This is a genomic window from Burkholderia catarinensis (genome assembly GCF_001883705.2).
Taxonomy (GTDB): Bacteria; Pseudomonadota; Gammaproteobacteria; order Burkholderiales; family Burkholderiaceae; genus Burkholderia; species Burkholderia catarinensis.
The window spans coordinates 1-25,979 of the sequence record NZ_MDEQ02000003.1 but is presented as its reverse complement, the minus strand read 5'-3'; the positions used below and the strand labels follow the sequence as shown (position 1 = coordinate 25,979).

Genomic DNA, 25,979 nt, shown 5'->3' with positions numbered 1-25,979 from the left:
GCGCGCGCGCTTCGAATCGCGTCAGGCCTTCATCGTCCCGGTACGCACGTAGCGCTCGTGCCACGACAGCGCCTCGGCAAGCAGGTGCGGCGTGTGCTTGCCGAAGCTTTCGCGCGACGCGCGCTCGAAGTAGTCCTCGAGCATCGGCCGGTAATCGGGGTGAGCGCAGGTCGCGATGACCTTGCGCGCGCGCTGCTTCGGCGACAGGCCGCGCAGGTCCGCGAGGCCCTGCTCGGTGACGACTACCGCGACATCGTGCTCGGTATGGTCGACATGGCTCGCCATCGGCACGATCCGCGAGATCGCGCCGCCCTTCGCGGTACTCGCCGACATGAAGCACGACAGGTAGCCGTTGCGCGCGAAGTCGCCCGAGCCGCCGATGCCGTTCTGGATCTTCGTGCCCATCACATGCGTCGAATTCACGTTGCCGTAGATGTCGGCCTCGATCATCCCGTTCATCGCGATGCAGCCGAGGCGGCGCACGAGCTCCGGATGGTTGCTGATCTCCTGCGGGCGCAGCACGATCTTCTCGCGGAACGTCGCGATTTCGTCGGCGAAGCGCTGCACGGCGGCCGGGCTCAGCGACAGCGCGGTGGCCGATGCGAAGCCCAGCGTGCCGTCATCGAGCAGGTCGAGCATGCCGTCCTGGATCACTTCGGTGTAGGCGGTCAGGTTCGAGAAACCGGCCGAGCTCAGTTCCGCGAGCACCGCGTTCGTGATGTTGCCGACGCCCGACTGCAGCGGCAGCAGGTTTTCCGGCAGGCGGCCGCGCTTCACTTCGTGGCGCAGGAAGTCGATCAGTTGCTGCGCGATCTGCTTCGACGTCTCGTCCGGCGCGGAGAACGCGTTGCTGCGATCCGGCGCGTCGGTCTCGACGATCGCGACGATCTTGTCGGCCGGGCAGCGCAGGTACGGCTCGCCGATCCGGTCGTCGCTCTTCGTCAGCGGAATCGGCTTGCGGTGCGGCGGCAGCGCGGTGCCGTAATAGATGTCGTGCATCCCGTCGAGGCCGAGCGGCTGGCGCGAATTGACTTCGAGAATCACGTGCTTCGCGCGTTCGAGCCAGGTCTTGTTGTTGCCGATCGACGCGGACGGAATCAGCAGCCCGTCCTCGCGGATGCCCGCGACTTCGACGATCGCGACGTCGAGGTCGCCATACAGCCCGAACCACGCGTACTGCGCGACGTGGCTCAGGTGGACGTCCTGGTAATCGACTTCGCCGCCGTTGATCTTGTCGCGCAGCGTCGGGTCGGACTGGTACGGCAGCCGCATCGAGATGCCGTTGGTGCGGGCGAGCGCGCCGTCGAGTTCCGGTGCGGTCGACGCGCCCGTCAGCACGTTGATCCGGAAATCCTCGCCGCGCGCGTGCGCCGCGTCGATGTGGGCGGCAAGCGCGGCCGGCACGGCCTTCGGATAGCCCGAACCCGTGAAGCCGCTCATGGCGACGGTCATGCCGGGGCGGATCAGCGCGGCGGCTTCGTCGGCGGTGCGGACGAGCGAACGCAGGGCGGGAGCGAGGATGCGTGATGAAGACATGGCTGGTTTCTGACGCTTTGGTCTGTCGTTGACGTCGCGGGGGGTGTCTCCTGAGCGACGCGAAGCCCTTGGGGCCGCGAGGAGCGGCCGGCACCACAGGCACGGTCGGAGTATCGCAGAGGCAATCGCCGCGAAAGGTCCGCCGGATGCAAAAGATTCTTACCGAATTTGCCGGGTATCGAACGACCGCTCTGTGACAGGCGACGCATGCACCGAATGCACACGAAAGGTGCGCGAAAGCATCGGGCAGAATGACCGGCCGACGATCGCCAACCCTTGCGCGTCAATCGGCGGATTTCCACCGAAATTGATCGCCTGGCGATCAGCAATGGCCGGCACCCGTCCGGCGCGGCCAATTGTCGCCCGATGCGGCTTTTCCGGGCCTGACGCAGATCAAGTTCGCACGTGCCGCGCGCCGTCCGCCGGCATGCGTGGAAATCGCCGCCGCACCGGCCTTCGAGGCCCGCCAGCCCTTGACAGCCGCGCAACGCGAACCACACTGGAATACGAGTCCGGCCGCCCTGTTTGCCCGCCCTTTCGCGCACCCGGTTTTCGACCGGCCGATAGCTGCAAGACGCGGTAACACTCCCGTATGTCAGGACATTGATCGAATAAAAAGCAACAAATTACAATTCCGTATATATTTCGCCGATGGACCAAAGAAAAACCGCCACACGCTCCGAGCCACCGCTGCCGCGCACCTGGGATGCACGGCTCGCGCGCTCGCTTGTCCGACCGCTCGTCGATACGCCGGTCACCCCGAATCACCTCACCACCCTTCGTCTGCTGATCGGCCTCGCCGGCGCCTGGTGCCTCGCGCACGGCGGCTTCGGCTGGAGCAATGCAGGCGCGTTCCTGATCGTGTTGTCGAACTTCGTCGACCACACCGACGGCGAGCTCGCACGCATCAGCGGCAAGTCCAGCAAGATCGGTCATTTTTACGATCTCGCGGCGGACGCGCTCGTGACGATCGCGCTGTTCGTCAGCATGGGCCTCGGCATCGTCGCCCAGGGCGGCCAGATGGCCGCGTCGCCGGTGCTGCTCGGCGCGGTGGCCGGCGCGGCCGTCGCGCTGATCTTCTTCCTGCGCATGCGGATCGAATCGATCGCGGGCAAGGCCGGCACCAAGCAGGCGTTCGCCGGCGGCTTCGAGACGGAAGACGTGCTGTACCTGCTGCCGCTCGTGACGCTCGTCGACGGCGTCGAGCCGTTCCTGCTGGCGGCTTCGATCGGCGCCCCGCTGTTCGCGACCTGGGTCGTGATCGACTGGTGGCGCATCGTCCGGCGCGGCAACGCCGGCAACGCCATTCAGAACCCAACCGAAATCCAGGCTTCCAAATGACTCCTAGCACGCGCGACGACTCCGTGCTGAGCCCGGCACGCCCCGCGCCTGCGCGCGCGGCCGCGGCCGACCCCGATCGCACGGTGGCCGGCTGCGTCGGCCGTCTCGACCTCGACAACCTGCGCGGCGACTACACGCGCCAGGGCTCGTTCCTGTACCTCGACGCGTTCCTGCCCGCCGACGCGCACGCGAAGCTGGCGGACGCCGCCCGCGCGATGCAGGCCGGCCTGAACCGCAATTACCTGCCCGGCCACAAGCAGGGCGGCAGCGTGAGCCGCCATACGATCGACGAGCAGGCGCCGTACATCGCCGAACTGTATCGCTCGAAGGCGCTGATCGGTTTCCTCGAGAAGATCACGGGCGACAAGCTGATGCTGTCGCCGGACGACGACCCGCACGCGTATGCGCTGTATTACTACACGAAGCCCGGCGACCACATCGGCTGGCACTACGACACGTCGTACTACGACGGCCGCCGCTACACGCTGCTGATCGGCGTGATCGACGAATCGTCGTGCCGGCTCGACTACGAGCTGCACACGCGCAATCCGGACGTGGCCGACGAACCGGGCTCCGTGCAGATCGCCGACGGCGGCATCGTGCTGTTCGACGGCGACAAGCTGCGCCACCGCATCACGCCGCTCGGCCAGAACGAGATGCGCGTGTCGCTGACCTTCGAATACGTGACGAACCCCGGCATGCGGCCGTGGAAGCGCTTCATCTCGAACATGAAGGACGCGATCGCGTATTTCGGTTTCCGCCAGGTGTTCAAGCAACTGGCCACGCGGCGCACGAGCGGGTCATGACGCGCGCCGGCCTGATCCTGCTGTCCCTCGGGACGGCGCTCTTCATCGCACTCCTGGCATGGCAGGGCGTCGGCGCGGTCGCGTCCACGTTCCTCGCGGCCGGCTGGGGGCTCGCGCTCGTCGCGGCGTTCCACGTCGTGCCGCTCGTGATCGACGCGATCGCGATCTCCGTGATGTTCCGCCGCGGCCAGCCGGGCGCCGAGCTCGGCAACGCGCTACGCGCGCGCTGGGTCGGCGAATCGGTGAACAGCCTGCTGCCCGCCGGGCAGATCGGCGGCCCCGTGCTGATGGTGCGCCACCTCGCACAGCGCGGCACGCGGATGGCCGACGCGGCGGCGGCGGTTACCGTCAGCACGACGATGCAGGCGCTCGCGCAGATGGCGTTCGCGCTGATCGGCATCGCCGCGTTCAGTCTCTATGCGACGCACGAGTCGGTCGCGCACCTGCGCACGCCCGCGCTGATCGCCACCGGCGTGCTCGGCACGCTGGCCGTGCTGTTCTATGCGGCGCAGCGGCGCGGGCTGTTCGGCCGAGGCCTGCGCCTCGCGTCGAAGCTGTTCGGCCCGCGCGACTGGTCGTCGCTGGCCACCCGCGCCGACGCGATCGACGACGCGGTCGGCGCGCTGTACCGCGATCGCGCGAAGGTCGCGAAGACGTTCGCATTGAGCCTCGTCGGCTGGATCGTCGGCACCGCGGAAGTGTGGCTCGCGCTGCACTTCCTCGGGCACCCGGTGAGCTGGCTCGACGCGCTGCTGCTCGAAAGCGTCGGCCAGGCGATCCGCGGCGCGGCCTTCGCGATCCCGGGCTCGCTCGGCGCGCAGGAAGGCGGCTACCTGCTGCTCGCCCCGCTGGTCGGCCTGCCGCCCGACGCGGCGCTTGCGCTGTCGCTCGCGAAGCGCGCGCGCGAACTCGCGCTCGGCCTGCCCGGCCTGCTCTATCTGCATTTCAGTGAAAGAAACTGGCAGCGGCGCCGTACGCCGCAGCCGCTCGCCGACTGATCGTTCAGATCCGCCGGCTTTTTGGTTGGAGAACCCATGCGAGCCATCATTCTTGCGGCAGGCCTCGGCTTGCGCCTGCAACAACCGCCCGAAGCGCAGTTCCCGAAGTGCCTGCTGCGCTTCGACGACGTGTCGCTGCTCGAGCGCCATCTGCGCGTACTCGATGCCGCGGGCGTCGACGAGATCGTGCTCGGGCTCGGCTTCCAGCACGAGAAGGTCGAACAGGAATTGAAGCGCCTCGGCCGCCAGGCCGAGATCGTGATCAACGACCGCTACGACCTCGGCAGCGTGCTGACCGTGCATACCGTCGCCGATGCGATGACGCGCGGCGGCGACGTGCTGCTGATGGACGCCGATGTGCTGTATGACGAGAACATCCTGCATGCGCTGGTGGCCGATCCCGACAAGGCAGTCGATCGCCTGCTGATCGACCGCGACTTCGAGGCCGGCGACGAGCCCGTCAAGCTGTGCGTGAAGAACGGCGTGCCGGTCGAGTTGCGCAAGCAGCTCGCGGTCGACCTCGAGTACGACACGATCGGCGAATCGGTCGGCTTCTTCCGCTTCACCGAAGGCACCGCGCGCCGCCTCGCGGCGATCGTCGCGGGCTACGTCGACAGCGGCCGCGCGAACATGCCGCACGAGGAAGCCGTGCGCGACCTGCTGCTCGAAGGCGGTCATTCGTTCGACGTCGCCGACGTCACCGGTTTGCCGTGGATCGAGATCGACTTCCCGAACGATGTCGCACGCGCCACGCAAGACATTCTCCCCCTGATTCAACGCACCACCGCAGGAGCCGCACGATGAACGCACGCGAACCCAACTTCACCGAATCGCGCAGCGCACGCCTGCGCCGCATGCTCGTCAGCAGCGACCTCGAATTCCTGATGGAAGCGCACAACGGCCTGTCCGCGCGAATCGTCCGCGAGGCCGGCTTCAAGGGCATCTGGGCATCGGGCCTCGCGATCTCCGCGCAGTTCGGCGTGCGTGACAACAACGAGGCGAGCTGGACCCAGGTCGTCGACGTGCTCGAATTCATGGCCGACGCGAGCGACCTGCCGATCCTGCTCGACGGCGACACCGGCTACGGCAACTTCAACAACGTGCGCCGCCTCGTGAAGAAGCTCGAGCAGCGCGGCATCGCCGGCGTCTGTATCGAGGACAAGCAGTTCCCGAAGACGAACAGCTTCATCGGCGGCGAGCGCCAGCCGCTCGCGGAAATCGACGAGTTCTGCGGCAAGATCAAGGCCGGCAAGGATTCGCAGACCGACCCCGACTTCTCGATCGTCGCACGCGTCGAAGCGCTGATCGCCGGCTGGGGGATGGACGAGGCGCTGCGCCGCGCGAACGCGTACGCGGAAGCCGGCGCCGACGCGATCCTGATCCACAGCAAGCTGTCGCGCCCGGACGAGATCCTGCAGTTCGCGCGCGAATGGAGCGGCAAGGCGCCGCTCGTGATCGTGCCGACCAAGTACTACAGCACGCCGACCGACGTGTTCCGCCAGGCCGGCATCAGCACCGTGATCTGGGCGAACCACCTGATCCGCGCATCGGCATCCGCGATGCAGGCGACCGCCCGCGAGATCCACGAGAACGAAACGCTGATCAACGTCGAGGACCGCGTCGCATCGGTCAACGAGATCTTCCGCCTGCAGGACGCCGACGAATACTCGGCGGCCGAGCGTATCTACCTGTCGTCGTCGTCGCGCGCGTCGAACGCGGCGATCGTGCTCGCCGCGAGCCGCGGCAAGGGCCTCGAAGCCGTGACCGAAGACAAGCCGAAGGTCATGCTGCCGGTCGCCGGCAAGCCGCTGCTGCGCTGGCTCGTCGACGGCTTCAAGACGCACGGCGTGAACGACATCACCGTGGTCGGCGGCTATCGCGCCGACGCGATCGACACGTCGGGCATCAAGCTCGTCGTCAACGAACGCCATGCGCAGACGGGCGAGCTCGCATCGCTCGCATGCGCGGCCGAACGCCTGACGGGCGATACCGTGATCTCGTACGGCGACCTGCTGTTCCGCAGCTACATCGTGCGCGACCTCGCGGAGAGCGAGGCCGAGTTCAGCGTGGTGGTCGATTCGTCGCTCACGGAGACCAACCAGAGCGTGCGCGATTTCGCGCTCTGCTCGGCTGAAGACGATCGCGGCCTGTTCGGCCAGAAGACGTACCTGCAACGCGTATCGAGCGATGTCGCCGCAGGCACGCCGCACGGCCGCTGGATTGGCCTGCTGAACGTGCGCGGCGCCGGTGTCGACCGCCTGAAGGCGATGCTCGCGACGCTGCAGGCGCGTCCTGATTTCGACACGCTCGATATCCCGTCGCTGCTCAACGAACTGATCGCCGCCGGCGAGAAGATCGAGGTGCAGTACGTGCACGGCCACTGGCGCGGCGTCAACGATCTCGAGGACTTCCGCCGCGCGGGCGACTTCGCGCACGGCCAGACGCCGCTGTCCGAACCGGGTGCCGGCAACGGGGGCGCGCAATGATCGAAGCGGCCCAGTTCGTCGAGGCCGCGCGCGAGCGCGGTTTCGACTGGTACGCGGGCGTGCCCTGCTCGTACCTGACGCCGTTCATCAATTACGTGCTGCAGGACCCGACGCTGAATTACGTGTCGGCCGCGAACGAAGGCGACGCGGTCGCGCTGATCGCCGGCGCGACGCTCGGCGGCAAGCGCGGCATTGCGATGATGCAGAACTCGGGGCTCGGCAACGCGGTGAGCCCGCTGACGTCGCTGACCTGGACGTTCCGCCTGCCGCAACTGCTGATCGTCACGTGGCGCGGCCAGCCGGGCGTGGCCGACGAGCCGCAGCACGCGCTGATGGGCCCGATCACGCCCGCGATGCTCGACACGATGGAGATCCCGTGGGAGACGTTCCCGACCGACCCCGAACAGGTCGGCCCGGCACTCGACCGCGCGATCGCGCACATGGACGCGACGGGCCGCCCGTACGCGCTCGTGATGCAGAAAGGCAGCGTCGCGCCGTATGAACTGAAGGCAAACCCGGCCGCGAAGCCGCGCGCGCATGTCGCCGCGCAATCGTCGTCGCGCGCCGCGTCGGCCGACGCATGGCCGACCCGCCAGGATGCGCTGCAGCGCGTGATCGCGCACACGCCGGTCGATTCGACCGTCGTGCTCGCGTCGACCGGCTTCTGCGGCCGCGAGCTTTACGCGATCGACGATCGTCCGAACCAGCTGTACATGGTCGGCTCGATGGGCTGCGTGACGCCGCTCGCGCTCGGCCTCGCGCTCGCGCGCCCCGACCTGCGCGTGGTGGCAGTCGACGGCGACGGCGCCGCGCTGATGCGGATGGGCGTGTTCGCCACGCTCGGCACCTACGGCCCGGCCAACCTAATGCACGTGCTGCTCGACAACGGCGCGCACGAATCGACGGGCGGCCAGGCCACCGTGTCGCAACATGTTTCGTTCGCGGGTGTTGCTGCCGCGTGCGGGTATGCGTCGGCGGTCGAAGGCGATACGCTCGACCTGCTCGATACGGCGCTTGCCGCGCCGGCCGACGGTGCGCAGTTCGTGCGCCTGGCGATCCGCACCGGCGTGCCCGACGGCCTGCCCCGCCCGACCGTCACGCCGGTCGAGGTCAAGACCCGTCTGATGCGGCACATCGGCGCCGCGCAGACCGAAGCCCACGTTGAAGGAGCCCATTGATGCTGCTGCTGAACCCCGGCCCGGTCACGCTCACCGAACGCGTGCGCCGCAGCCTGCTGCAACCCGACCTGTGCCATCGCGAAAGCGAATTCTTCGATCTGCAGGATGAAGCGCGCGCGCGCCTCGTCGCTGCTTATGAACTCGATCCGGCTGAATGGGCAGCCGTGCTGATGACGGGCTCCGGAACGGCCGCCGTCGAGAGCATGATCGCGGCGCTCGTGCCGCAGGACGGCAAGCTGCTCGTGATCGAGAACGGCGTGTACGGCGAGCGGATCACGCAGATCGCGACGCAGTACGGGATCGCGCATGATGTGTTGAAGCATGAGTGGATGCAGGCGCCTGATCTCGTGCAGATTGGCGCGCGGCTCGACGCGGGTGGGTACTCGCATGTCGCCGTGATTCATCATGAAACGACGACGGGGCGGCTGAACGACCTCGGCGCGATCGCCGAAGTATGTCGTTCGCGCGGCGTGAAAATGCTCGTCGACGGTGTGAGCAGCTTTGGCGCGGAAGCGATCGATTTTGCCGGCGGTGATATCGATGCCGTTGCCGCGACCGCGAACAAGTGCCTGCACGGCGTGCCGGGAGCAGCGTTCGTGATCGTGCGCCGCAGCGCGCTCACGAAGGCCACGAGCCGTACTTACTACCTCGACCTCGGTCGTCTTGCGAAGCTGCAGGATCAGCGGAATACGCCGTTCACGCCGTCCGTGCATGCGTATTACGCGCTGGTCGAGGCGCTGCGTGAGTTTGATGAAGCTGGCGGCTGGCGTGCGCGTCATGCGCATTACAAGGCGCTGGCGGACCAGGCGCAGGCCGGGCTTGCAGCGCGCGGGATGTCGCTTGTGTTGCCGGAAGGTGCGTCGTCGGTTGTGCTGCGTGCGTACCGGTTGCCGCAGGGCGTCACGTATGAGGCGCTGCACGATGGGTTGAAGGCTCGCGGCTTCGTGATCTATGCCGGGCAAGGCGGGTTGTCGAAGGAACTGTTCCGCATCTCGACGATGGGCGCGATCGAAGCGGCTGATGTTGAGCGGTTGCTGGATGGGTTTACGGCGTTGACGCGGTAAGCCGCGCCCTTTCGTTGACCTAAGGCCCGCAAGGGCCTTTTTTTTGGTTCATCTCGGGTTTTCGGGAAGCGCGATACGTTTGTTCGTGTTCGGCCATGAAGAGACGTTCGACGGGATGACCTGAATCGTTGACAATTGTGGTCGAAATGACTCTCCGCAGCTTGGAAGGAAGACTATGGGATACGACGTCCACATCACTCGCAGGGAAAATTGGTTCGACGAACGCGGACCAAAAATTGATATCGACGAGTGGAAAGCACTTGTTCTGTCCGATCCAGATATGCGTCTCGATGGGTACGCGAGTGCAGTTGTTGGCGACGGCAGTGTTCTGCGCGTGGATAGTGACGGGTTGGCTGTTTGGACCGCCTACGCAGGAACAGGGGCAGGTGGAAACATGGCGTGGTTCGATTTCTGGCAAGGCAACGTAGTAGTCAAGAATCCTGACGGCGCGATTCTCGAAAAGATGTGGCATTTAGCCCGGAAGCTTGACGCAAAGGTACAAGGCGACGAGTGTGAAGTGTATGGCGCAGATGGCAGTGTTATTGGCTAGCTACTCGAACTGCGCCCGGATGGCCATGCACTTCCATCGCTGTTCCCATCGACCTGCTGAGGTGCCGACGCGTTGATAGCGACGACGTTCTCGTGGTTCTTTTCGATGGCACGTACGCCAATGTGCATCTCACTTGGGGCCAGTCAAGCGTGGACCAGTTCGCAGCCGAGTATCCGACGTGGTCTGCATATGGAACGCTTGATGACTTCGTCGTTGCGATGTCGAAAGATTCGAGAGACGATGGTGAAGACTAGCGCCGGACGAACGCTTGGCGTTGTACCGCCAGCGCTTCGTTAATGGAGAACAATCGTCCATGTCAGCAGCCGACTTGGAAGCACGTCTTGCGAGTATTGCGCGCCAATCGGCATGGTTCTGGCCTGCACTCGTCGCTGCGCGTAGCCTGAATCTCTCCTCGTGGTGTATCGGAGCCGGGGCGATACGTAACCTCGTGTGGGATGAACTGCACGCGTTTCGGACGCCATCCGCGCTATCGGACATCGATGTTGCTTACTTTGACTCGACCGATTTCTCCGCCGCGCGGGACGCGAGCCTCAAGCGCCGTTTGACCGCCACGCTTCTCAGTGTGCCGTGGGAGGTTACCAATCAAGCGGCCGTTCACGTCTGGTTCGAGCGAACCTTCGGCCATCCAGTTCCACCGCTTGGCTCTCTGGAGGACGCAGTTGCATCGTGGCCGGAATTTGCAACCTCGGTCGGGATCGTGCTTCGTGATGATGATTCGGTAGACGTTATTGCGCCGTATGGGCTGGAGGATCTTTTCTCGATGGTCATTCGGCGCAACCCGCAGCGCGTCAGTGTTGATACATATCGAATGCGCGTCGCGGAAAAGCAATACCGAAAGCGCTGGCCCCAAGTCGTCGTCGTACCTTGTTGATTACCGGAGGAATACCGGGGTGACAGGGGCGCTCAATAGGCTTTCGGGCGTGGCGGGGCCCGGTCTATTGGCTCCGCATGTTGGTTGCAGGAAGGTCGAATACGCGCATCTGCTTCCAACGCCCTGACGAATTTTCAAGCAAATACACGGAGCTGCATCGTGTTCGAATCGGCTCAAGAATGCGCAGACGCTCTTCCAGTGCGGTGGCGGCGGAATTTGCTATTGCGGCGTCTCCGTGCGCGACAGTCAGGTGCGGAACTGTGCCATCGTGTACGCCGCCGTAGGGACGATACTGGGGAAAGCGTTCAACCAGGGCAGTTGTCAGCGCGACGAACGGCTCAACAGGATCTGGGGTGAGGTAGGTGGTGGTCGGAAACCGACCGATCTGCGTCAACGAGAAATCGAACGATGGCACAAGGCTCAACGCGCTTTCGATGTGCTGAATGATTTCCGACGTAATTTCGGCGGGTGACATGAACGGAAACAGAAGCGTTATATGTGCTGGCACTCCCAAGCTTGCGGAAGCATCGAAGCGGCGCCGCAGGTCAGCGACTACAGGTTCGGCTGCGGAAACCTCAACGACAAACGCTGACGTGAACATACTACGATCGGTTTAGGTAAATTTCTTGAGAGTGTGCCACACCAGGTCGAACGGCCGCTATGGAGCGTTCCAGATGGCCCTTGTGGGTCGTTTTGAACCGGTAACGGACCACCGGGAAGGTATCCGGCGGAGTTCGGCCATTATGAGCAATTTTCACGACCAGCGCCCGCATGGCGCCTAAGTGCCGGTGTGACGCTCGCGGCGATACGCTCGAAACTTGTTCTGCGATCTGCCGCACCCGGTTGTTTTCATCGCTGTGCTTGCGGCGCAGCAAATTGAGTATCCTGTCGCCCGTGCGGCCCCGATGAGTGGCGCACTCGAAGGCGTGAACCTCCCGATCCCGGTGCCTTTGCACGGGCCAAACGTCGGCGCCAGGCGACGTGTTGCACCGTCCGGATTCGAGGCGCCTCCCCGGGTGCGACCCGTGTGATGATGTGCCATGACCAACATGAGAGATGGAATGACGACTACATTCGACGAGGCGACAACGGCGGCGATCGCCGCGTTTGCCCAATTGGATTTCTACACGGCTGTGCAAGCAATGCGCGCCGAGGCCGATTACGACCACGAACGAGACCAGTGGATCTCGCGCTATATCGACGAGCACGGCGGCGGCGCGGACGATGCAGCATACGATGCCTTGCACGCGCAGGCCCAGGCAACCCCGGAATACGCGCAGTTCGTCGATGCGGTTCGCCGGGAAATCCTGGAATACTTCGGCGTGACCGACAATCAACTGGACTGGATGGTCCTGCTGCGCAATGACGACAGCGATGAGCTTTGGGCGGAAGTCAACCGGCAGCGGAGCGCGCTGGGAACCGGTGAAGTGCGCGGAGATCTCTGACCATTGCTCGCCATTGGGATCTCAAGTCGTGCTGGGTGCGGGGCTAGAGTCAGGTCAGTCACGTGGTGCGCCGGGCTCTCAGTTGCTGCAGCCGATCCGCTAAGGGAGGACAAACTTTCGGATCTTCGGAACGAGTGAGCGTTGTACTCTGACACCTGCCCCCGGAGGTGCAACGGCTCGACCGGCAGCAACGGGTCGGTAAGCAACCCCCACGGAAATCCGTGAAGAACCTTTTCCATCGTGACCATGAGAATCCTTCGTTTCGCCCCGCTGCTGGCGCTCGCCGCCGCCCCCGCCGTCCAGGCCGCTGACAACCAGGCTTGCGACGACGCGACCGTCGTTGCCGTCGCCCGCTGGGCCGGCATCGTCAGCGCACGCATCGCCGCGCGCGACACGAACCGGCTCGTCGTCGCGTCGGCGTGCAAGGTCATGCCGAATGCGCCGGACACGACAATCGCAGCCGTCGCGTTCGATTCTCTGCCGAAAAGCAAGAACCCGGACGAAAGCAACAAGCTGCAGGTCGTTGCGCTCGTCGAAGGCGGCAAGGTCGTGGCGGCCGAGCGGTCGGTGGTCCAAGAGGATGCGGCGACGGAAATCGGCGAGAACAGCTACCGCATCGACACGGCGCCGTACCGGCTGTCGCCCGATGTGCGTGCGTTCGGCGTCGTGTTCACGAGCAGCGCGCGCGGGGCGAGCTGTCCCGATGCCGACGCGAGTGAGGAGCTGACACTGTGGGTACGCGAAGGCAACCGCATCCGCCCTGTGTTCGGCACCAACCTCTACGGGTGGGTCAGCGTCGAAGGCGACGCCTGCGGCCCCGGCGCCGGCGACGCGCTCAGCGAAAATGCCCGCATGACGATCGCCGTTGAAAAAACATCGAACCACGATTTCGCGGACTTGTCGATCACAGCCCACATCACGAAGACGCAGCGCAAGGACGGCAAATACTCGGAGACGGGCAAGCGCACCGCGCGCACGATCGTCCACTACGACGGCAAGACGTACGGGATCGATATGTTCCGAAACTTCTGGTACTCGCCCGCCGCGATGAAGCGCTTCAAGTAAGACTGCGGCGAACCGCCGCCCCGCCCGCCTACTCCGCCACCTTCGGCCCGATCGCGTCGGTCGGCGCCGGCATCCGCCGCGCGTCGTCGCGCACGCGTCGCGCCTCGCGCGCCGTATAGCGATCCTTCAGCCGCAGGAACGGTTTTTCGACGAGGAAGTAGCTGGCCGTCGCGGCCAGCAGCGCCCACACGATCCCGAGCGGAAACGCGTGCGGAACCGGCAGGTCCGGATTCGCGAACGGCTGCTGCCAAAGATAGAGGCTGAACGAAATCGTGCCGATGAACACCACCGGTCCAGCCCGTAGCCAGCGCGCGCACCAGAACTCACTACGGAAATTCAGCACGACGATCACGACTGCGATCAGCGCGGCTTCGAGCGTGACGCCATACGTCGCATTCCAGAAGCCGCCGAGCCGATGTTCGGCAAGCGGCATCCCGAGCAGCACGATGAGGATGATCGCCGTCACGATGCGCGCCTCGCCTCGCCACGAGCCGATCCACGCTTCGAGCCGTTCGCGGTTGAGCGACGCATAGCAGCCGATCAGGATCGGATCGACACCCGTGTGTAGCATCATCGCGAGTTGCCCGCGCAGTGCAGGCGCAACGAAATACGTGACGGCACGCACCAGCGGCACGATCAGGATCAGCGCGGCCAGCCAGCGCGTGCCGGTGCGGCGGGCGCCGAACACGAACAACAGCGGCCAGAACCAGTAGAACTGCTCCTCGAGCGCGAGCGACCAAAAGTGGCCGAGATACCAAGCGCCGTCCGGATGCAGCAGGTTGTCGGCGGTCAGCCCGAACCACGCCGAGTAATTCCACAGGTGCAGCGCGGCATAGAGCCACTGCCGGCGGTCGACGTCGAACCAGCCGGCGAAAGCCACGATCGCGACGGCCGCGAGATACACATAGCAGGCCGGCCAGATCCGCAGCGCACGGCGCACGTAGAACGACGTCAGCGCGATGCCGCCCGTGCGCGCGAACTCGGCGCGCAGCACGTTGGTGATCAGGAAGCCGCTGAGGACGAAGAAGATCAGCACGCCGAGCCGGCCATCGGCGATCAGCCGCAACGGCGCATACCAGCCCGTATAGCCGCCGGGCAGCACGTGCTCGGCGTGTCCGACCACAACCATCGCCACCGCGACGGCGCGCAATCCGGTCAACTGCGTGACGCGATGGTTCATCGGCTGGTTCCCGCTGGCACGGTGGATGGGCGGCAGGCCGGCGCCGCCGTTCCGGCACACCGATCTGCCGCCGGGATTTTGTATGAAAAATATCGGAATGAAATTGCTTCAAAAATCCCCGGCGCGGACACCGGCGGCGGCGCACGCCGAAGCGAGCCGACATCCGGGGCGGCGAATGGGCATAATGACAAGCCTTGTCCGGCGGCGGCCGGTCCGATGCCTACGCAACGAATTTTTTGCGGCGCCGCAATATCCGCAGTCCCCGCCCGCACACCGGCCCGCGCCTCGTCCGCCTCCTGTCGACCCTCACCCGGAGCCTGTCTGTGTACCCACCGATCGAACCCTACGCCCACGGCCACCTCGACACCGGCGACGGCCATCGCATCTACTGGGAGCGCTGCGGCAACCCGGCCGGCAAACCCGCCGTGTTCCTGCACGGCGGCCCCGGCGCCGGCTGCAGCCCCGACCATCGCCGCCTGTTCGATCCCGAGCGTTACGACATCCTGCTGTTCGACCAGCGCGGCTGCGGGCGCTCGACGCCGCATGCGAGCCTCGAGAACAACACGACGTGGCATCTGGTTGCCGATATCGAACGCCTGCGCGAGATGGTCGGCGCCGAGCAATGGCTCGTCTTCGGCGGCTCGTGGGGCAGCGCGCTGTCGCTCGCGTACGCCGAGACGCACCCCGAGCGCGTAAGCGCGCTGATCGTGCGCGGGATCTTCACGATGCGTCGCGCGGAATTGCTGTGGTACTACCAGGAAGGCGCGTCGTGGCTGTTCCCCGACCTGTGGGAAGCCTTCGTTGCACCGATTCCGGAAGCCGAGCGCGGCGACCTGATGGCTGCCTACCATCGCCGGCTGACGGGCGACGACGAAGCCGCGAAGCTCGAAGCCGCGCGTGCATGGAGCATCTGGGAAGGCCGCACGATCACGCTGCTGCCCGATCCCGCGCTCGCCGCGCACTACGCGGACGGCCACTACGCGCTCGCGTTCGCGCGGATCGAAAACCACTACTTCGTGAACAAGGGCTTCGTCGAGGAAGGCCAGCTGCTGCGCGACGCACATCGCCTCGCCGGCATTCCTGGCGTGATCGTGCAGGGCCGCTACGACATCCCGACGCCCGCGCGTACCGCATGGGAATTGTCGAAAGCGTGGCCGAACGCGACGTTCGAGATCGTGCCCGGCGCCGGACACGCGTACAACGAGCCGGGGATCCTGAAGGCGCTGCTCGCGGCGACGGACCGGTTCGCCGCGTAGTCAACACAACGCAACGCAACGCGGCGCGTGCGGCCATGCCTGCCGGCACGCACGCGCCGCCTGATCAAAGCGCCGCTTCGACGATCGCCCTGCCGCTGATCGCCCGCTCGACGAGCTGTTCGTCGCCGACCTTGCGGATCGCGTCGTCGAGCAACCCTTCCGGCTCCTCGGTCGCCACCTTCAACAGGCCCGACAGGCCGCGCGCGTCGAGCACCACCAGCGTCTCCATCGAATCCGCACGGCTCACGAGCACGCGGCGCCACGCCGGCCCCGCGCCGAAGCTCGCGCAGAGCGCAATCGTCTCGCTGCCGAGCGTGTAGTCGAAGTTCTTGATCATGGTCTGCCGCCGTTGCAAGGTCATGGCGACGCGCGACGGCGCGGCGCCGTGACGTCGACGCACCCGCGCGTGCCGCCGGCGCGCCGGACCAAGGTCCGATCCGTTCGCCGGCAACACCATGCTAGGCGTGCAGTATTAACGAAGACTTAAACGATGAATCGCCCGGGCGGGCGGCACCGCATCACGGCGTATCAAGCGGCTCGACCGTCACACCGACCTTCAGCTCCTGATCGGCACCGCCGCCGCGGATCACGCCGCGTAGCGGCGTCACGTCCGCGTAGTCGCGGCCGATCGACAGCATCACGTAGTCGTCGCCCGGCGCGCGGTCGTTGGTCGGATCGAGCTGCAGCCAGCCGCCGTCCTCGGGCCACGCCGGGTCGTACACCTCGGCCCACGCATGCGACGCGTCGGCGCCGATCAGCCGCGGCTGCCCGGGCGGCGGCTGCGTGAGCAGATAGCCGCTCACGTAACGCGCAGCCAGCCCGAGCGAGCGCAATGCGCCGATCATCACGTGCGCGAAATCCTGGCAGACCCCCTTGCGCAAGCGCAGCGCATCGAGCGCCGACGTCGTGATGTCGGTGCTGTTCGGCGTATAGGCAAAGTCGGCATGCACGCGCCGCATCAGGTCCCACGCGGCCTGCACGAGCGGCCGTTGCGGCGTGAAGCTCGCGGCCGCATACGCGGCGAGTTCGGGATCGCACACGACGTGCGGCGACGCGAACACGAATTCGCTCGCCGCGTCGTAAGGCTGCCCCGCGCGGAACTGCAAGCGGTCGCGCACGGCTTCCCACGCGGTCGCCAGCTTTCCATCCGGCTGCGCGATCGCGGGCGGCGGCTCGCCGCGCGCACCGAGCGACCACGCGGGCGGCGTCACGCGCACCGTGCTGCGGCTGCGCACGAGCAACGCGTCGTGCGGCTGGTTCAGCGCGAACGATGCGCGCGCGTTGCCGAACGCGTCGATCTCCGTGCAGACCGATTCCGGCGCGGGCTCGATGTCGAGCGAGAACGACAGCACTTGCTGGCGCGACGTCGCGAGCGGTTGCAGGCGTGCCTGGTGCTGCGCCGATTCGACGCGTGCCGCGTAACGGTATTCGGTATCGTGCGTGACGCGCAGCAACCGGCCGGACGCAACGGCGGCCGGTGCGGCCGGCGTGGCCGGTGCCGCGGTCTGGCGTGCATTGCCGGAACCGGGCGGCGTTTTCGCTGCGCCCTTGGTCGTCACCATAGCGTCCTGCCCGCCTCGCGCACGTGGCTGAAATAGCGTTCGCCGATCCGGTTCGACAATTCCCAGACCGCCTTCACCGTCGTATCGAGCGCGTCGAGCAGCCGGTCGTGCCGGCCGCCGTCGGCGGTTTCGCACAGCTCGTGCAGCGACCACGCGGGCACGTCCGGAATCGTCTCGGCCAGCTCGGACAGCGCATAGCCTTCGCCGCGCTCGACCTTCGTCAGCCGGCCGCGCAGCGCCTGCACGACCCAGCCGAGCGAGCGCGGATTGTCGGTATCGAGCACGACGAGCGACAGCAGCGGCGCGACATCGAAACCGCGCTGGAACCGCGAGCGGAACGTGATCGTGCTGTCGAGCAGTTCCAGCACGAGCTCGAAGCCGTCCTGCCGGTGCACGGCGCCTTCCTCGAACGCGAATTTCAGGACGCTGCACAGGAAGTCCAGCCGGTCGATCTGCCGGCCGATCGACAGCAATCGCCAGCCGTCGTCGCGCGTCATGTTGTCGGTCTGCGCGCCGGTGATCGCGCCGAGCAGCAGGCCGAGACGTTCCAGCAACTGCAGCGCCTCGTTGCCGATCTGCTCCTCGGCTTCCGGCTGGCCCGCGCTGTCCGCGAACAGTTGCGTCGCGTCGTCGATCAGCCGCCACTGATCGCTCGACAATCGTTCGCGGATCGCGGCGGCCGCGCCGCGCATCCCGAACAGGCACGACGCGATGCCCGACGTGCGATCCGCGCCGCGCGTCAGCGACGTCGCGAGCGCGTGCTGGAACGCGCGCGGCGCATCGACGGCGTTCGGTGCATCGGCCGCGATCAGGCCCGTGTCGCGGCACAGCGTGTCGATCAGTTCCAGATGCGCGGGGCTGTCGACATCGTCCTCGCCGCGCAGCCGTTCGAGCGCGGCGCGCGCCAGTCGCATCAGGTTGGTCGCGCGCTCGGTGTAGCGGCCGAGCCAGAACAGGTTCTCGGCCGCGCGGCTCGCGATCGCGCGCGGCCGCTCGACGAGATCGTCGGGGCCGAGGTGGGTCTGCAGCAGCGTCGTCGAATCGACGACGCCTTCGGTCATCACCCACGTATCGACGGTGCTGCCGCCGTGCGGCATCGGCGCGTTGAACAGCGTGTCGCGGGTGCCGACCCGCGACAGCCCGCCGGGCAGGAGCCGCCAGCGCTGCGCACCGTCGGCGAGCGCGAAGACGCGCAGCAGCAGCGGCTTCGGCACGATGCGCGCGCTGCCGTTGCCATCGGGCGCGTCGGGCTGCGGCCAGGTCGGCGCCTGCGACAGCGGCAAGTCGGCCTGCACCGTGTAGTGTTCGGGCTGTGCGAGGATCCGCGCGCGCCAGTCGGCAAGCTGCGCCTGCGTGAGCCGCGCGCCGATCACCGGGTCGAACGGGCCGCCGGCCTGCACGTCGGGCGGATAGGACGCCTTCACGATGCCGCGCGCGAGCTGCGGCAGCGCGTCGCCGCACGCGGCCGCCTCGCCGCACCACCATGAATGCACGGCCGGCAACGTCAGCGTTTCGCCGAGCAGGCCTTCCGCGAGACGCGGCATGAAGCCGAGCATGGCCGGCGATTCGAGGAAGCCCGAGCCCGGCGCGTTCGCGAGCAGCACGTTGCCCGCACGCACGGCCTGCAGCAGCCCCGGAACGCCGAGCATCGAATCGGGCCGCAGTTCGAGCGGATCGAGCCACGCGTCGTCGACGCGCCGCAGGATGCCGTGCACCGGCTCGAGCCCGCGCAGCGTCTTCAGGAATACGCGGTTGTCGCGCGCAGTCAGGTCGCCGCCTTCGACGAGCGTGAGGCCGAGGTAGCGCGCGAGATACGCGTGCTCGAAATACGTCGCGCTGTGCGGCCCCGGCGTCAGCAGCACGATCCGCGAATTCCTGGCGGCAGGGCTGAGCGCCTGCATGCTCTGCAACAGCGCGCGGTACGCGGACGCGAGCCGCTGCACGCGCAGCCCGCGAAACCCGCGCGGAAAAAGCCGCGACACGATGAGCCGGTTTTCGAGCAGGTAGCCGAGCCCGGCCGCGCCCTGCGTGTGCTGCGCGACGATCCGCCACTGCCCGTCCGGGCCGCGCGCGAGATCGAACGCGACGACGTGCAGCCAGGTGTCGCCCGGCACGCGCGCGCCGCGCATCGCGCGCAGGTAGCCGGGATGCCCGGTGACGAGCGCGGGCGGCAGCAGCCCGCGCTGCAGGATCGTCTGCGGCCCGTACAGGTCGGCCAGCGTCGCGTTGAGCAACCGCACGCGCTGCAGCACGCCGCGCTCGATCGCGACCCAGTCCTCGGGCGTGACGATCAGCGGCAGCAGGTCGAGCGACCACGGGCCGGCCGCGCCGTCGCCGGCGCGCTGCTCGTGCAGCTGGTAGAACAGGCCGTTCTCGCGCATGCGCCGGTGCAGCGCGTCGGCGCGGCGATCGAGGTCGGCCACGCCGTCGCTGCCGATCGACGTGAAGAAGCTGCGCCACGCGGGCGCGAGCGAAGGCGCGTTCAGGCCGGCCGCGCTGCCGCGCAGTTCGTCGTAGCGGCCGGCGGCGGCCGGCGCCGCGAGCGCGGCGGCCAGTTCTGCGGCGTCCGGCTGCGCGCCGGTATCGAAAAGCGTGGGCATCGCGTCGGGGGCGGCGAGATGATCGATGTCAATGGGCGGCACTATGTCGTTCCGTCTTCAGGGTGCGACCGCGGCCGCGCACGCGCGCCGCCGCACAGGCGGCGGGCCGCGGCGCGCGGCCGCAATCTGCCCGCATCCTAGCATTCCGGCGGGGCCGACAGCGGCCGGCGTGCCGGCAGGTCGCGAACCGCGCATCGTCGTCACCCCGTCATCGGCCGGTCACGGCCGCCGCAAGTCGAGCGTGAACGGGAATTCGCGGCTCGGCGCGGCGGCCGCGACATCCATCCGCCCCGGCGTGTGCCCCATCTCGACGAAGCGCGCGAGCCGGCGGCTCTCGGCCTCGTATGCGTTGACGGGGAACGTGTCATAGCTGCGCCCGCCCGGATGCGTGACGTGATAGCGGCAGCCGCCGAGCGAGCGCTGCAGCCAAGTGTCGACGATGTCGAACGTGAGCGGCGCGTGCACGTCGATGGTCGGATGCAGCGCGGACGGCGGCGACCATGCCTTGTAGCGCACGCCCGCGACGTATTCGCCGACGGTGCCGGTCGGCTGCAGCGGCAGCGCGCGGCCGTTGACCGTCACGACGTGCCGGTTGTCGTTCAACCCCGTCACACGCACTTCGAGCCGCTCGACCGACGAATCGACGTAGCGCACGTTGCCGCCGGGCGCGCCCTCCTCGCCCATCACGTGCCACGGCTCCAGCGCGCCGCGCAGCGAAAGCGCCATCCCGTTCACCGCGATCTGGCCGAACAGCGGGAAGCGGAATTCGAAGTGCGGTGCGAACCACGCCGGATCGAACGCGAAACCGGCGTCGCGCAATTCGGCCAGCACGTCGCCGAAATCCATCTGAAGAAACGCCGGCAGCATGAAGCGGTCGTGCAGCGCGGTGCCCCAGCGCGTGAGCGGCGTCGTGTACGGCTCGGCCCAGAAGCGCGCGACCAGCGCGCGCAGCAGCAGTTGCTGCACGACGCTCATCCGCGCATGCGGCGGCATCTCGAACGCGCGCAGTTCGAGCAGGCCGAGCCGGCCGGTCGGCGAATCGGGCGAATACAGCTTGTCGATGCAGAACTCGCTGCGGTGCGTGTTGCCGGTCACGTCGATCAGCAGGTTGCGCAGCACGCGGTCGACGAGCCACGGCGGCATGCCCTGCCCGTACAGCAGCTTGTTGCGCTGGATCTCCGCGAACGCGATGTCGAGTTCGTAGAGCTGGTCGTTGCGCGCCTCGTCGACGCGCGGCGCCTGGCTCGTCGGCCCGATGAAGAGGCCGGAGAACAGGTACGACAGCGACGGATGGTTGTGCCAGTACGCGATCAGGCTCGCGAGCAGGTCCGGGCGGCGCAGGAACGGGCTGTCGGCCGGCGTCGCGCCGCCGAGCACGAAGTGGTTGCCGCCGCCCGTGCCGACATGGCGGCCGTCGACCATGAACTTCTCGCTGCACAGCCGCGACTGCCAGGCGGCGTCGTACAGGAATTCGGTGTGGTCGACGAGCTCGTCGAAGCTCGCGGCCGGATGGATGTTCACCTCGATCACGCCGGGATCGGGCGTCACCTGCAGCACCTTCAGCCGCGCGTCGCGCGGCGGCGGATAGCCTTCGAGCACGAGCTTCACGCCGAGCGCGTGCGCGGTCAGCTCGATCGCGCCGAGCAGCTCCAGATAATCCTCGAGCGCGGTGAGCGGCGGCATGAACAGGTACAGGATGCCGTTGCGCACTTCGACGCACAGCGCGGTGCGCGTGATCCACCCGGCCGATTCGAAGGGCTCGGGCCGGCGCTGCGAGTCGTGCGCGGCGCGCCGCCCGTCCGCGGCCGATTCGTCGTTGCGCCACTGCATCACGGTCTGCGCGGTCGCTTCGCGATGTACGCCGGACAGGTAACGCGGCGCGTCGGCCGGGCCCGCGTATCGCGCGCGGATGGCAGCGGCTTCCGGCAACGCGTCGCGCGGCGCGAACGGATCGCGCTCGACGAGGTACGGCAAGTCGGCGCGGCCGGCCCACGGCAGCGAATCGAGCGGCAGCCGATAGCCCATCGGCGAATCGCCGGGCACGAGGTACATCCGCTCGTCGCGGAAGAACCACGGGCCCGTCTGCCAGCGCGGCCCGTCGAGGCTCGGCCGATCGCGGCCCGGCGCGTCTTCCGTGCGCTTGACCGGCAGCACGTAGCCGACCACGCTGTCGAGCTGCTGCTCGAACACCTTGCGCAGCCGCGCGCGTTCGAGCTCGTCGTCAAGGCGCGAGTCGAACGGATCGACGTTGACGGGCAGCCGGCGTTCGCGCCACAGGTAGTACCAGACATCTTCGTAGCCGGGCAGGATGAATTCGCCAGTCAGGTTCAGCCGCGCGGCCAGCGCGTCGATGAAGCGTTTCGCATCGTCGGTCGTCAGCGCGGACGGCTCGCGCTCGTCCGCGAACAGCGACGGATCGTGCCACACGGGCTGGCCGTCCGCGCGCCAGAAGATCGACAGCGCCCAGCGCGGCAGTTGCTCGCCCGGGTACCACTTGCCCTGCCCGAAATGCAGGAAGCCGCCGTCACCGTATTCGGCGCGCAGCCGCTGCACGAGTTCGGTCGCATAGCCGCGCTTGGTCGGGCCGAGCGCATCGGTATTCCACTCGGCGCCGTCGCGATCGTCGATCGACACGAAGGTCGGCTCGCCGCCCTGCGTGAGCCGCACGTCGCCGGCCGCCAGCGCGCCGTCGACCTGCGTGCCGAGCGCGCGCATGGCGTTCCATTGCGACTCCGTATAAGGCTTCGTCACACGCGGCGATTCGTACACGCGCGTCACGGCCATCTCGTGCTCGAACGACACCTCGCACTCGTCCATCAGACCTTCGACGGGTGCGGCGCTGGTCGGCTGCGGCGTGCACGCGAGCGGGATATGTCCTTCGCCGGCAAGCAGGCCCGACGTCGGGTCGAAGCCGATCCAGCCGGCGCCGGGCAGGTAGACCTCGCACCACGCGTGCAGGTCGGTGAAGTCGACCGACGTGCCGCTCGGGCCGTCGAGCGACTTCACGTCGGGCGTGAGCTGGATCAGGTAGCCCGACACGAAACGCGCGGCGATGCCGAGATGCCGGCACAGCTGCACGAGCAGCCATGCGCTGTCGCGGCACGACCCGGATGCAAGCTCGAGCGTCTGCTCGGGCGTCTGCACGCCCGGCTCCATCCGCACGAGATAGCCGATGTCGTGCTGAAGCTGCTGGTTCAGCGCGACCAGGAAGTCCACGGTGCCGGCCGGCGTGCGGTCGACGCCGTCGACATACGCGCGGAACAGCGGCGACGCGCTCGCCTGCGGATCGCACACGAGATACGGCGCGAGCTCGGTCTTCAGCGCATCGTCATAGCTGAACGGATATTGGTCCGCGCTCGCTTCCAGGAAGAAGTCGAACGGGTTGTACACCGACATCTCGGCGACGAGATCGATCGTGATCTCGAAGTGATCCGTGCGCTCGGGAAACACGAGCCGCGCGAGATAGTTCGAGAACGGATCCTGCTGCCAGTTGACGAAGTGCTCCGCGGGCTCGACCGTCATCGAATACGCGAGAATCGGCGTCCGGCAGTGCGGCGCGGGCCGCAGCCGCACGACCTGCGGGCCGAGGTTGACGAGCCGGTCGTAGCGGTAGCGGGTGGTGTGATGCAGCGCGACGTGGATGGACATGGGAGCTCGGTTCAGGTTAGGGTCTGTTCACGCCATGCCGGGCCGCCGCGTCGCCTTCGACGCGGCGGCCCGGCATGGCGGATTCGGCGAAAGCGCGCGTCGGGTCAGACGAGTTCCGGCGTCTGCACGACGCTGATCTCGACGCCGACGGCCGTCGCGCCGAGCCCCGTCACCGGCTGCGCGTCGCGATAGTCGAGGCCGACCGCGATGCGCACATAGCGCTCGTCCGGGCAACGGTTCATGAACGGATCGAACCCGACCCAGCCGAGCCCTTCGACATAGGCCTCGGCCCATGCATGGCCGGCCGGCTGCTGCATCAACGCGGCGGCTTGCGGCTGCGCGCCGAGCGCCGGCTGCGACAGCCCCTGCGACTGGGACTGGGACTGGGACTGCGACTGAGACTGCGCGGCATGCGACGCGCCGAGCGCCTGCTCCATGCCCTCGCCGCTCTGCAGCGCGAGCGCTTCCTCCACGTCTTCGTCGCCCGCGCTCTGCTTCGCGTCGGCGATGCGCTGCATCGCGCTGTCGGCGAGCACATAGCCCGAGATATAGCGCGCGGGAATCTTCAGCACGCGCGCGGCCGCGATGAACGCATGCGCATGGTCGCGGCTCGTGCCCTCGCCGCTTTGCAGCGCGGTTTCCGCATCGACGGGCGCGTCGGCGGCCAGGTTCGGCGCGTACGCGATGCGGCCGTGCACTTCCGTCATCAGCCAGTGCAATGCGTCGAGGCCGTGCGGCTCGATCGGCAGCGCTTCGGCGAGCGCGCACACGGTATCGCCCGCCTTCGTGAGCGCGGTCTCGCGCTCGAAGATCCACGGCGGTGCATAACCCTCGGGATTGCCAATAATGCCGGCGCGGTCCTGCGTCTCGACGACGCCGGCCGCGACGACGACGATCTCCGCCTTCGCGCCGCGGTCGTGACGCACGAGGTCGATCCGGTTGCCGAGCCCGTCGGCGTACGACAGCGTCGGCTCGACGCCGTCGATCGTGACCTGCCACGCACGCACCGTCTGCCCGGGGCCCGATTGAGGCCGCAGCCGCAGCCGTTGCAGCGCGTGGGTGGCTTGATCGTCGAACTGATAACGCGAGATGTGTCGAATGGCGAGTCGCATGGTAAGTCTCAGTCGAAGTTGTAGGCCTGGGCGATGTCGACCCCGAGGCTGTTGTTACGGCCGATGAAGTCGGTCAGGAACTCGTGCAGGCCGCTCTTGAAGATCCGCTCGACCGAGGTGTCGGACAGCATCTGCAGGATCTTCGCGGCCGTGTCGTGACACGGGTGTGTCACGCCGTAATCCTTCGCGAGCAGGTTCAGGCTCGACACGACGCGCCCGTAGCAATAGCGCAGCGAACGCGGCATGCGGCCGTTCAGGATCAGGTAGTCGGCGATGTTCATCGGCTTGTACTGCACGTCGTACACCCAGCGGTACGAACGATGCGCGGCCACGCAGCGCAGGATCGTCTCCCACTGGTAGTTGTCGAGGATCGTGCCGACATGCGACACCGACGGCAGCAGCAGGTGATATTTCACGTCGATGATCCGCGCGGTGTTGTCCGCGCGCTCGACGAACGCGCCGATCTGCGCGAAATCGAAGATCTCGTTGCGCAGCATCGTGCTGTAGAAGCTGCCGAGGATCAGCGCGGTTTCGCGCTTCACCTCGTCGAGCACGGCCGGCAGTTCGCTCTCCGGCACCGGCCGCTCGAGCGCGCGGCGCAGCGCGAGCCACGCGCCGTTCACGCTTTCCCACGCCTCGCGGGTGAGCGCCGTGCGCACCATCCGCGCATTCGAGCGCGCGGCCTCGATGCACGACAGCACGCTCGACGGGTTGTCGCGGTCGCGCAGCAGGTAGTCGGTCACGGTATCGGCCGCATACGCGTCGTATTTCTGCCGATAGCCGTCGTCCGCGCCCGAGCTGACGAGCACCGACGACCATTCGGCCGGCGCGTCGGACGTGCGCGTCAGCGCCATCCGCAGCCCGGCGTCGACAATACGCGCGATGTTTTCCGCGCGTTCGATATAGCGGTACATCCAGAAGAGACCGCTCGCAGTGCGTCCCAGAAGCATCTCGTATCCACTCCATCTTCGTTCGGTTCGCGCGCCGACTCCGGCGCGCGCGGTCGCATCCGGCTCAGTCGGCCAGCACCCAGGTGTCCTTGGTGCCGCCGCCCTGGCTCGAGTTGACGACGAGCGATCCTTCCTTCAGCGCGACGCGCGTGAGCCCGCCCGGCGTGATGCGGATCCGGTCCGACACCAGCACGAACGGCCGCAGGTCGACGTGGCGCGGCGCGAGGCCGGCTTCGGTCAGGATCGGCGTCGTGGACAGCGCCAGCGTCGGTTGCGCGATGTAGTTCGCGGGGCGCGCGCGCAGCTTCGC

Annotated in this window: 22 protein-coding genes; 12 read left to right on the top strand and 10 right to left on the bottom strand. The window is 67.3% G+C overall.

Annotated elements, in window-relative coordinates:
- Positions 1 to 21: 21 nt before the first annotated feature.
- Positions 22 to 1,536 carry a succinyl-CoA:acetate CoA-transferase ScpC gene (gene scpC, locus BFF94_RS05415; RefSeq protein WP_128849272.1) on the bottom strand — a complete coding sequence of 505 codons (1,515 nt, stop codon included), beginning with the start codon at positions 1,534 to 1,536 and terminating at the stop codon, positions 22 to 24.
- Between the two features lie 651 nt (positions 1,537 to 2,187).
- Here scpC and BFF94_RS05410 point away from each other — a divergent pair.
- The 9 genes from BFF94_RS05410 (at position 2,188) to BFF94_RS05370 (ending at position 10,851) form a co-directional block, all read left to right on the top strand.
- Positions 2,188 to 2,877, top strand: a complete 690-nt coding sequence (locus BFF94_RS05410) for a CDP-alcohol phosphatidyltransferase family protein (RefSeq protein ID WP_128849266.1) — start codon at positions 2,188 to 2,190, stop codon at positions 2,875 to 2,877.
- Positions 2,874 to 3,683, top strand: a complete 810-nt coding sequence (locus tag BFF94_RS05405) for a HalD/BesD family halogenase (protein ID WP_128849263.1) — start codon at positions 2,874 to 2,876, stop codon at positions 3,681 to 3,683. Before BFF94_RS05410 ends, BFF94_RS05405 begins: the two co-directional genes overlap by 4 nt.
- Entirely contained in the window at positions 3,680 to 4,681 is a 1,002-nt protein-coding gene (locus tag BFF94_RS05400; RefSeq protein WP_128849260.1) for an HpnL family protein, read from the top strand. Before BFF94_RS05405 ends, BFF94_RS05400 begins: the two co-directional genes overlap by 4 nt.
- Positions 4,682 to 4,717: 36 nt before the next feature.
- Positions 4,718 to 5,485 carry a phosphocholine cytidylyltransferase family protein gene (locus tag BFF94_RS05395; RefSeq protein WP_128849258.1) on the top strand — a complete coding sequence of 256 codons (768 nt, stop codon included), beginning with the start codon at positions 4,718 to 4,720 and terminating at the stop codon, positions 5,483 to 5,485.
- Positions 5,482 to 7,167, top strand: a complete 1,686-nt coding sequence (gene aepX / locus BFF94_RS05390) for a phosphoenolpyruvate mutase (protein WP_128849256.1) — start codon at positions 5,482 to 5,484, stop codon at positions 7,165 to 7,167. Before BFF94_RS05395 ends, aepX begins: the two co-directional genes overlap by 4 nt.
- A complete protein-coding gene (gene aepY, locus BFF94_RS05385) occupies positions 7,164 to 8,345 on the top strand; it encodes a phosphonopyruvate decarboxylase (protein WP_128849253.1) in 1,182 nt (393 codons plus the stop codon). The genes aepX and aepY overlap by 4 nt, the downstream gene beginning before the upstream one ends.
- Entirely contained in the window at positions 8,345 to 9,409 is a 1,065-nt protein-coding gene (locus tag BFF94_RS05380) for a 2-aminoethylphosphonate aminotransferase (RefSeq protein ID WP_128849250.1), read from the top strand. Before aepY ends, BFF94_RS05380 begins: the two co-directional genes overlap by 1 nt.
- A 175-nt stretch (positions 9,410 to 9,584) precedes the next feature.
- Complete coding sequence (locus tag BFF94_RS05375; RefSeq protein WP_128849247.1) at positions 9,585 to 9,959, top strand: hypothetical protein; 375 nt, start codon at positions 9,585 to 9,587, stop codon at positions 9,957 to 9,959.
- A 313-nt stretch (positions 9,960 to 10,272) separates the two neighbouring features.
- Positions 10,273 to 10,851 carry a nucleotidyltransferase family protein gene (locus BFF94_RS05370; RefSeq protein WP_128849302.1) on the top strand — a complete coding sequence of 193 codons (579 nt, stop codon included), beginning with the start codon at positions 10,273 to 10,275 and terminating at the stop codon, positions 10,849 to 10,851.
- Positions 10,852 to 10,915: 64 nt separating this feature from the next.
- Here BFF94_RS05370 and BFF94_RS05365 read toward each other — a convergent pair whose 3' ends face one another.
- A complete protein-coding gene (locus BFF94_RS05365) occupies positions 10,916 to 11,452 on the bottom strand; it encodes a 2'-5' RNA ligase family protein (RefSeq protein WP_128849245.1) in 537 nt (178 codons plus the stop codon).
- A gap of 460 nt (positions 11,453 to 11,912) precedes the next feature.
- Between BFF94_RS05365 and BFF94_RS05360 the strand changes: the two genes are divergently transcribed.
- A complete protein-coding gene (locus tag BFF94_RS05360) occupies positions 11,913 to 12,296 on the top strand; it encodes an ATP-dependent protease (RefSeq protein ID WP_128849243.1) in 384 nt (127 codons plus the stop codon).
- Positions 12,297 to 12,542: 246 nt separating this feature from the next.
- Positions 12,543 to 13,361 (top strand): PA3715 family protein, encoded by an 819-nt coding sequence (locus BFF94_RS05355; RefSeq protein WP_128849240.1) that lies wholly within the window; start codon positions 12,543 to 12,545, stop codon positions 13,359 to 13,361.
- A 28-nt stretch (positions 13,362 to 13,389) separates the two neighbouring features.
- Here BFF94_RS05355 and BFF94_RS05350 read toward each other — a convergent pair whose 3' ends face one another.
- Positions 13,390 to 14,541 carry an acyltransferase family protein gene (locus BFF94_RS05350; RefSeq protein WP_128849238.1) on the bottom strand — a complete coding sequence of 384 codons (1,152 nt, stop codon included), beginning with the start codon at positions 14,539 to 14,541 and terminating at the stop codon, positions 13,390 to 13,392.
- Between the two features lie 323 nt (positions 14,542 to 14,864).
- Here BFF94_RS05350 and pip point away from each other — a divergent pair, with 323 nt between their 5' ends.
- Positions 14,865 to 15,797 (top strand): prolyl aminopeptidase, encoded by a 933-nt coding sequence (gene pip, locus BFF94_RS05345; RefSeq protein ID WP_128849235.1) that lies wholly within the window; start codon positions 14,865 to 14,867, stop codon positions 15,795 to 15,797.
- A gap of 64 nt (positions 15,798 to 15,861) precedes the next feature.
- On the opposite strand, the gene BFF94_RS05340 is transcribed toward pip, so the two are convergent.
- The 7 genes from BFF94_RS05340 to BFF94_RS05310 all read right to left on the bottom strand — a co-directional run.
- Positions 15,862 to 16,134, bottom strand: coding sequence for a hypothetical protein (locus BFF94_RS05340; protein WP_128849232.1), 273 nt, complete (start codon positions 16,132 to 16,134; stop codon positions 15,862 to 15,864).
- Positions 16,135 to 16,315: 181 nt separating this feature from the next.
- Positions 16,316 to 17,359 carry a transglutaminase family protein gene (locus tag BFF94_RS05335; protein WP_219139063.1) on the bottom strand — a complete coding sequence of 348 codons (1,044 nt, stop codon included), beginning with the start codon at positions 17,357 to 17,359 and terminating at the stop codon, positions 16,316 to 16,318.
- A complete protein-coding gene (locus tag BFF94_RS05330) occupies positions 17,353 to 19,959 on the bottom strand; it encodes a circularly permuted type 2 ATP-grasp protein (protein WP_219139164.1) in 2,607 nt (868 codons plus the stop codon). The genes BFF94_RS05335 and BFF94_RS05330 overlap by 7 nt, the downstream gene beginning before the upstream one ends.
- A 219-nt stretch (positions 19,960 to 20,178) precedes the next feature.
- Entirely contained in the window at positions 20,179 to 23,607 is a 3,429-nt protein-coding gene (locus tag BFF94_RS05325) for a transglutaminase family protein (RefSeq protein ID WP_219139062.1), read from the bottom strand.
- Positions 23,608 to 23,711: 104 nt separating this feature from the next.
- Positions 23,712 to 24,719 carry a transglutaminase family protein gene (locus BFF94_RS05320; protein WP_128846792.1) on the bottom strand — a complete coding sequence of 336 codons (1,008 nt, stop codon included), beginning with the start codon at positions 24,717 to 24,719 and terminating at the stop codon, positions 23,712 to 23,714.
- Positions 24,720 to 24,727: 8 nt separating this feature from the next.
- On the bottom strand, positions 24,728 to 25,669 hold the full coding sequence (locus tag BFF94_RS05315) for an alpha-E domain-containing protein (protein WP_219139061.1): 942 nt from the start codon (positions 25,667 to 25,669) through the stop codon (positions 24,728 to 24,730).
- 64 nt (positions 25,670 to 25,733) lie between these two features.
- On the bottom strand, positions 25,734 to 25,979 hold a 246-nt coding region (locus BFF94_RS05310; RefSeq protein WP_219139060.1), incomplete at its 5' end, for a circularly permuted type 2 ATP-grasp protein.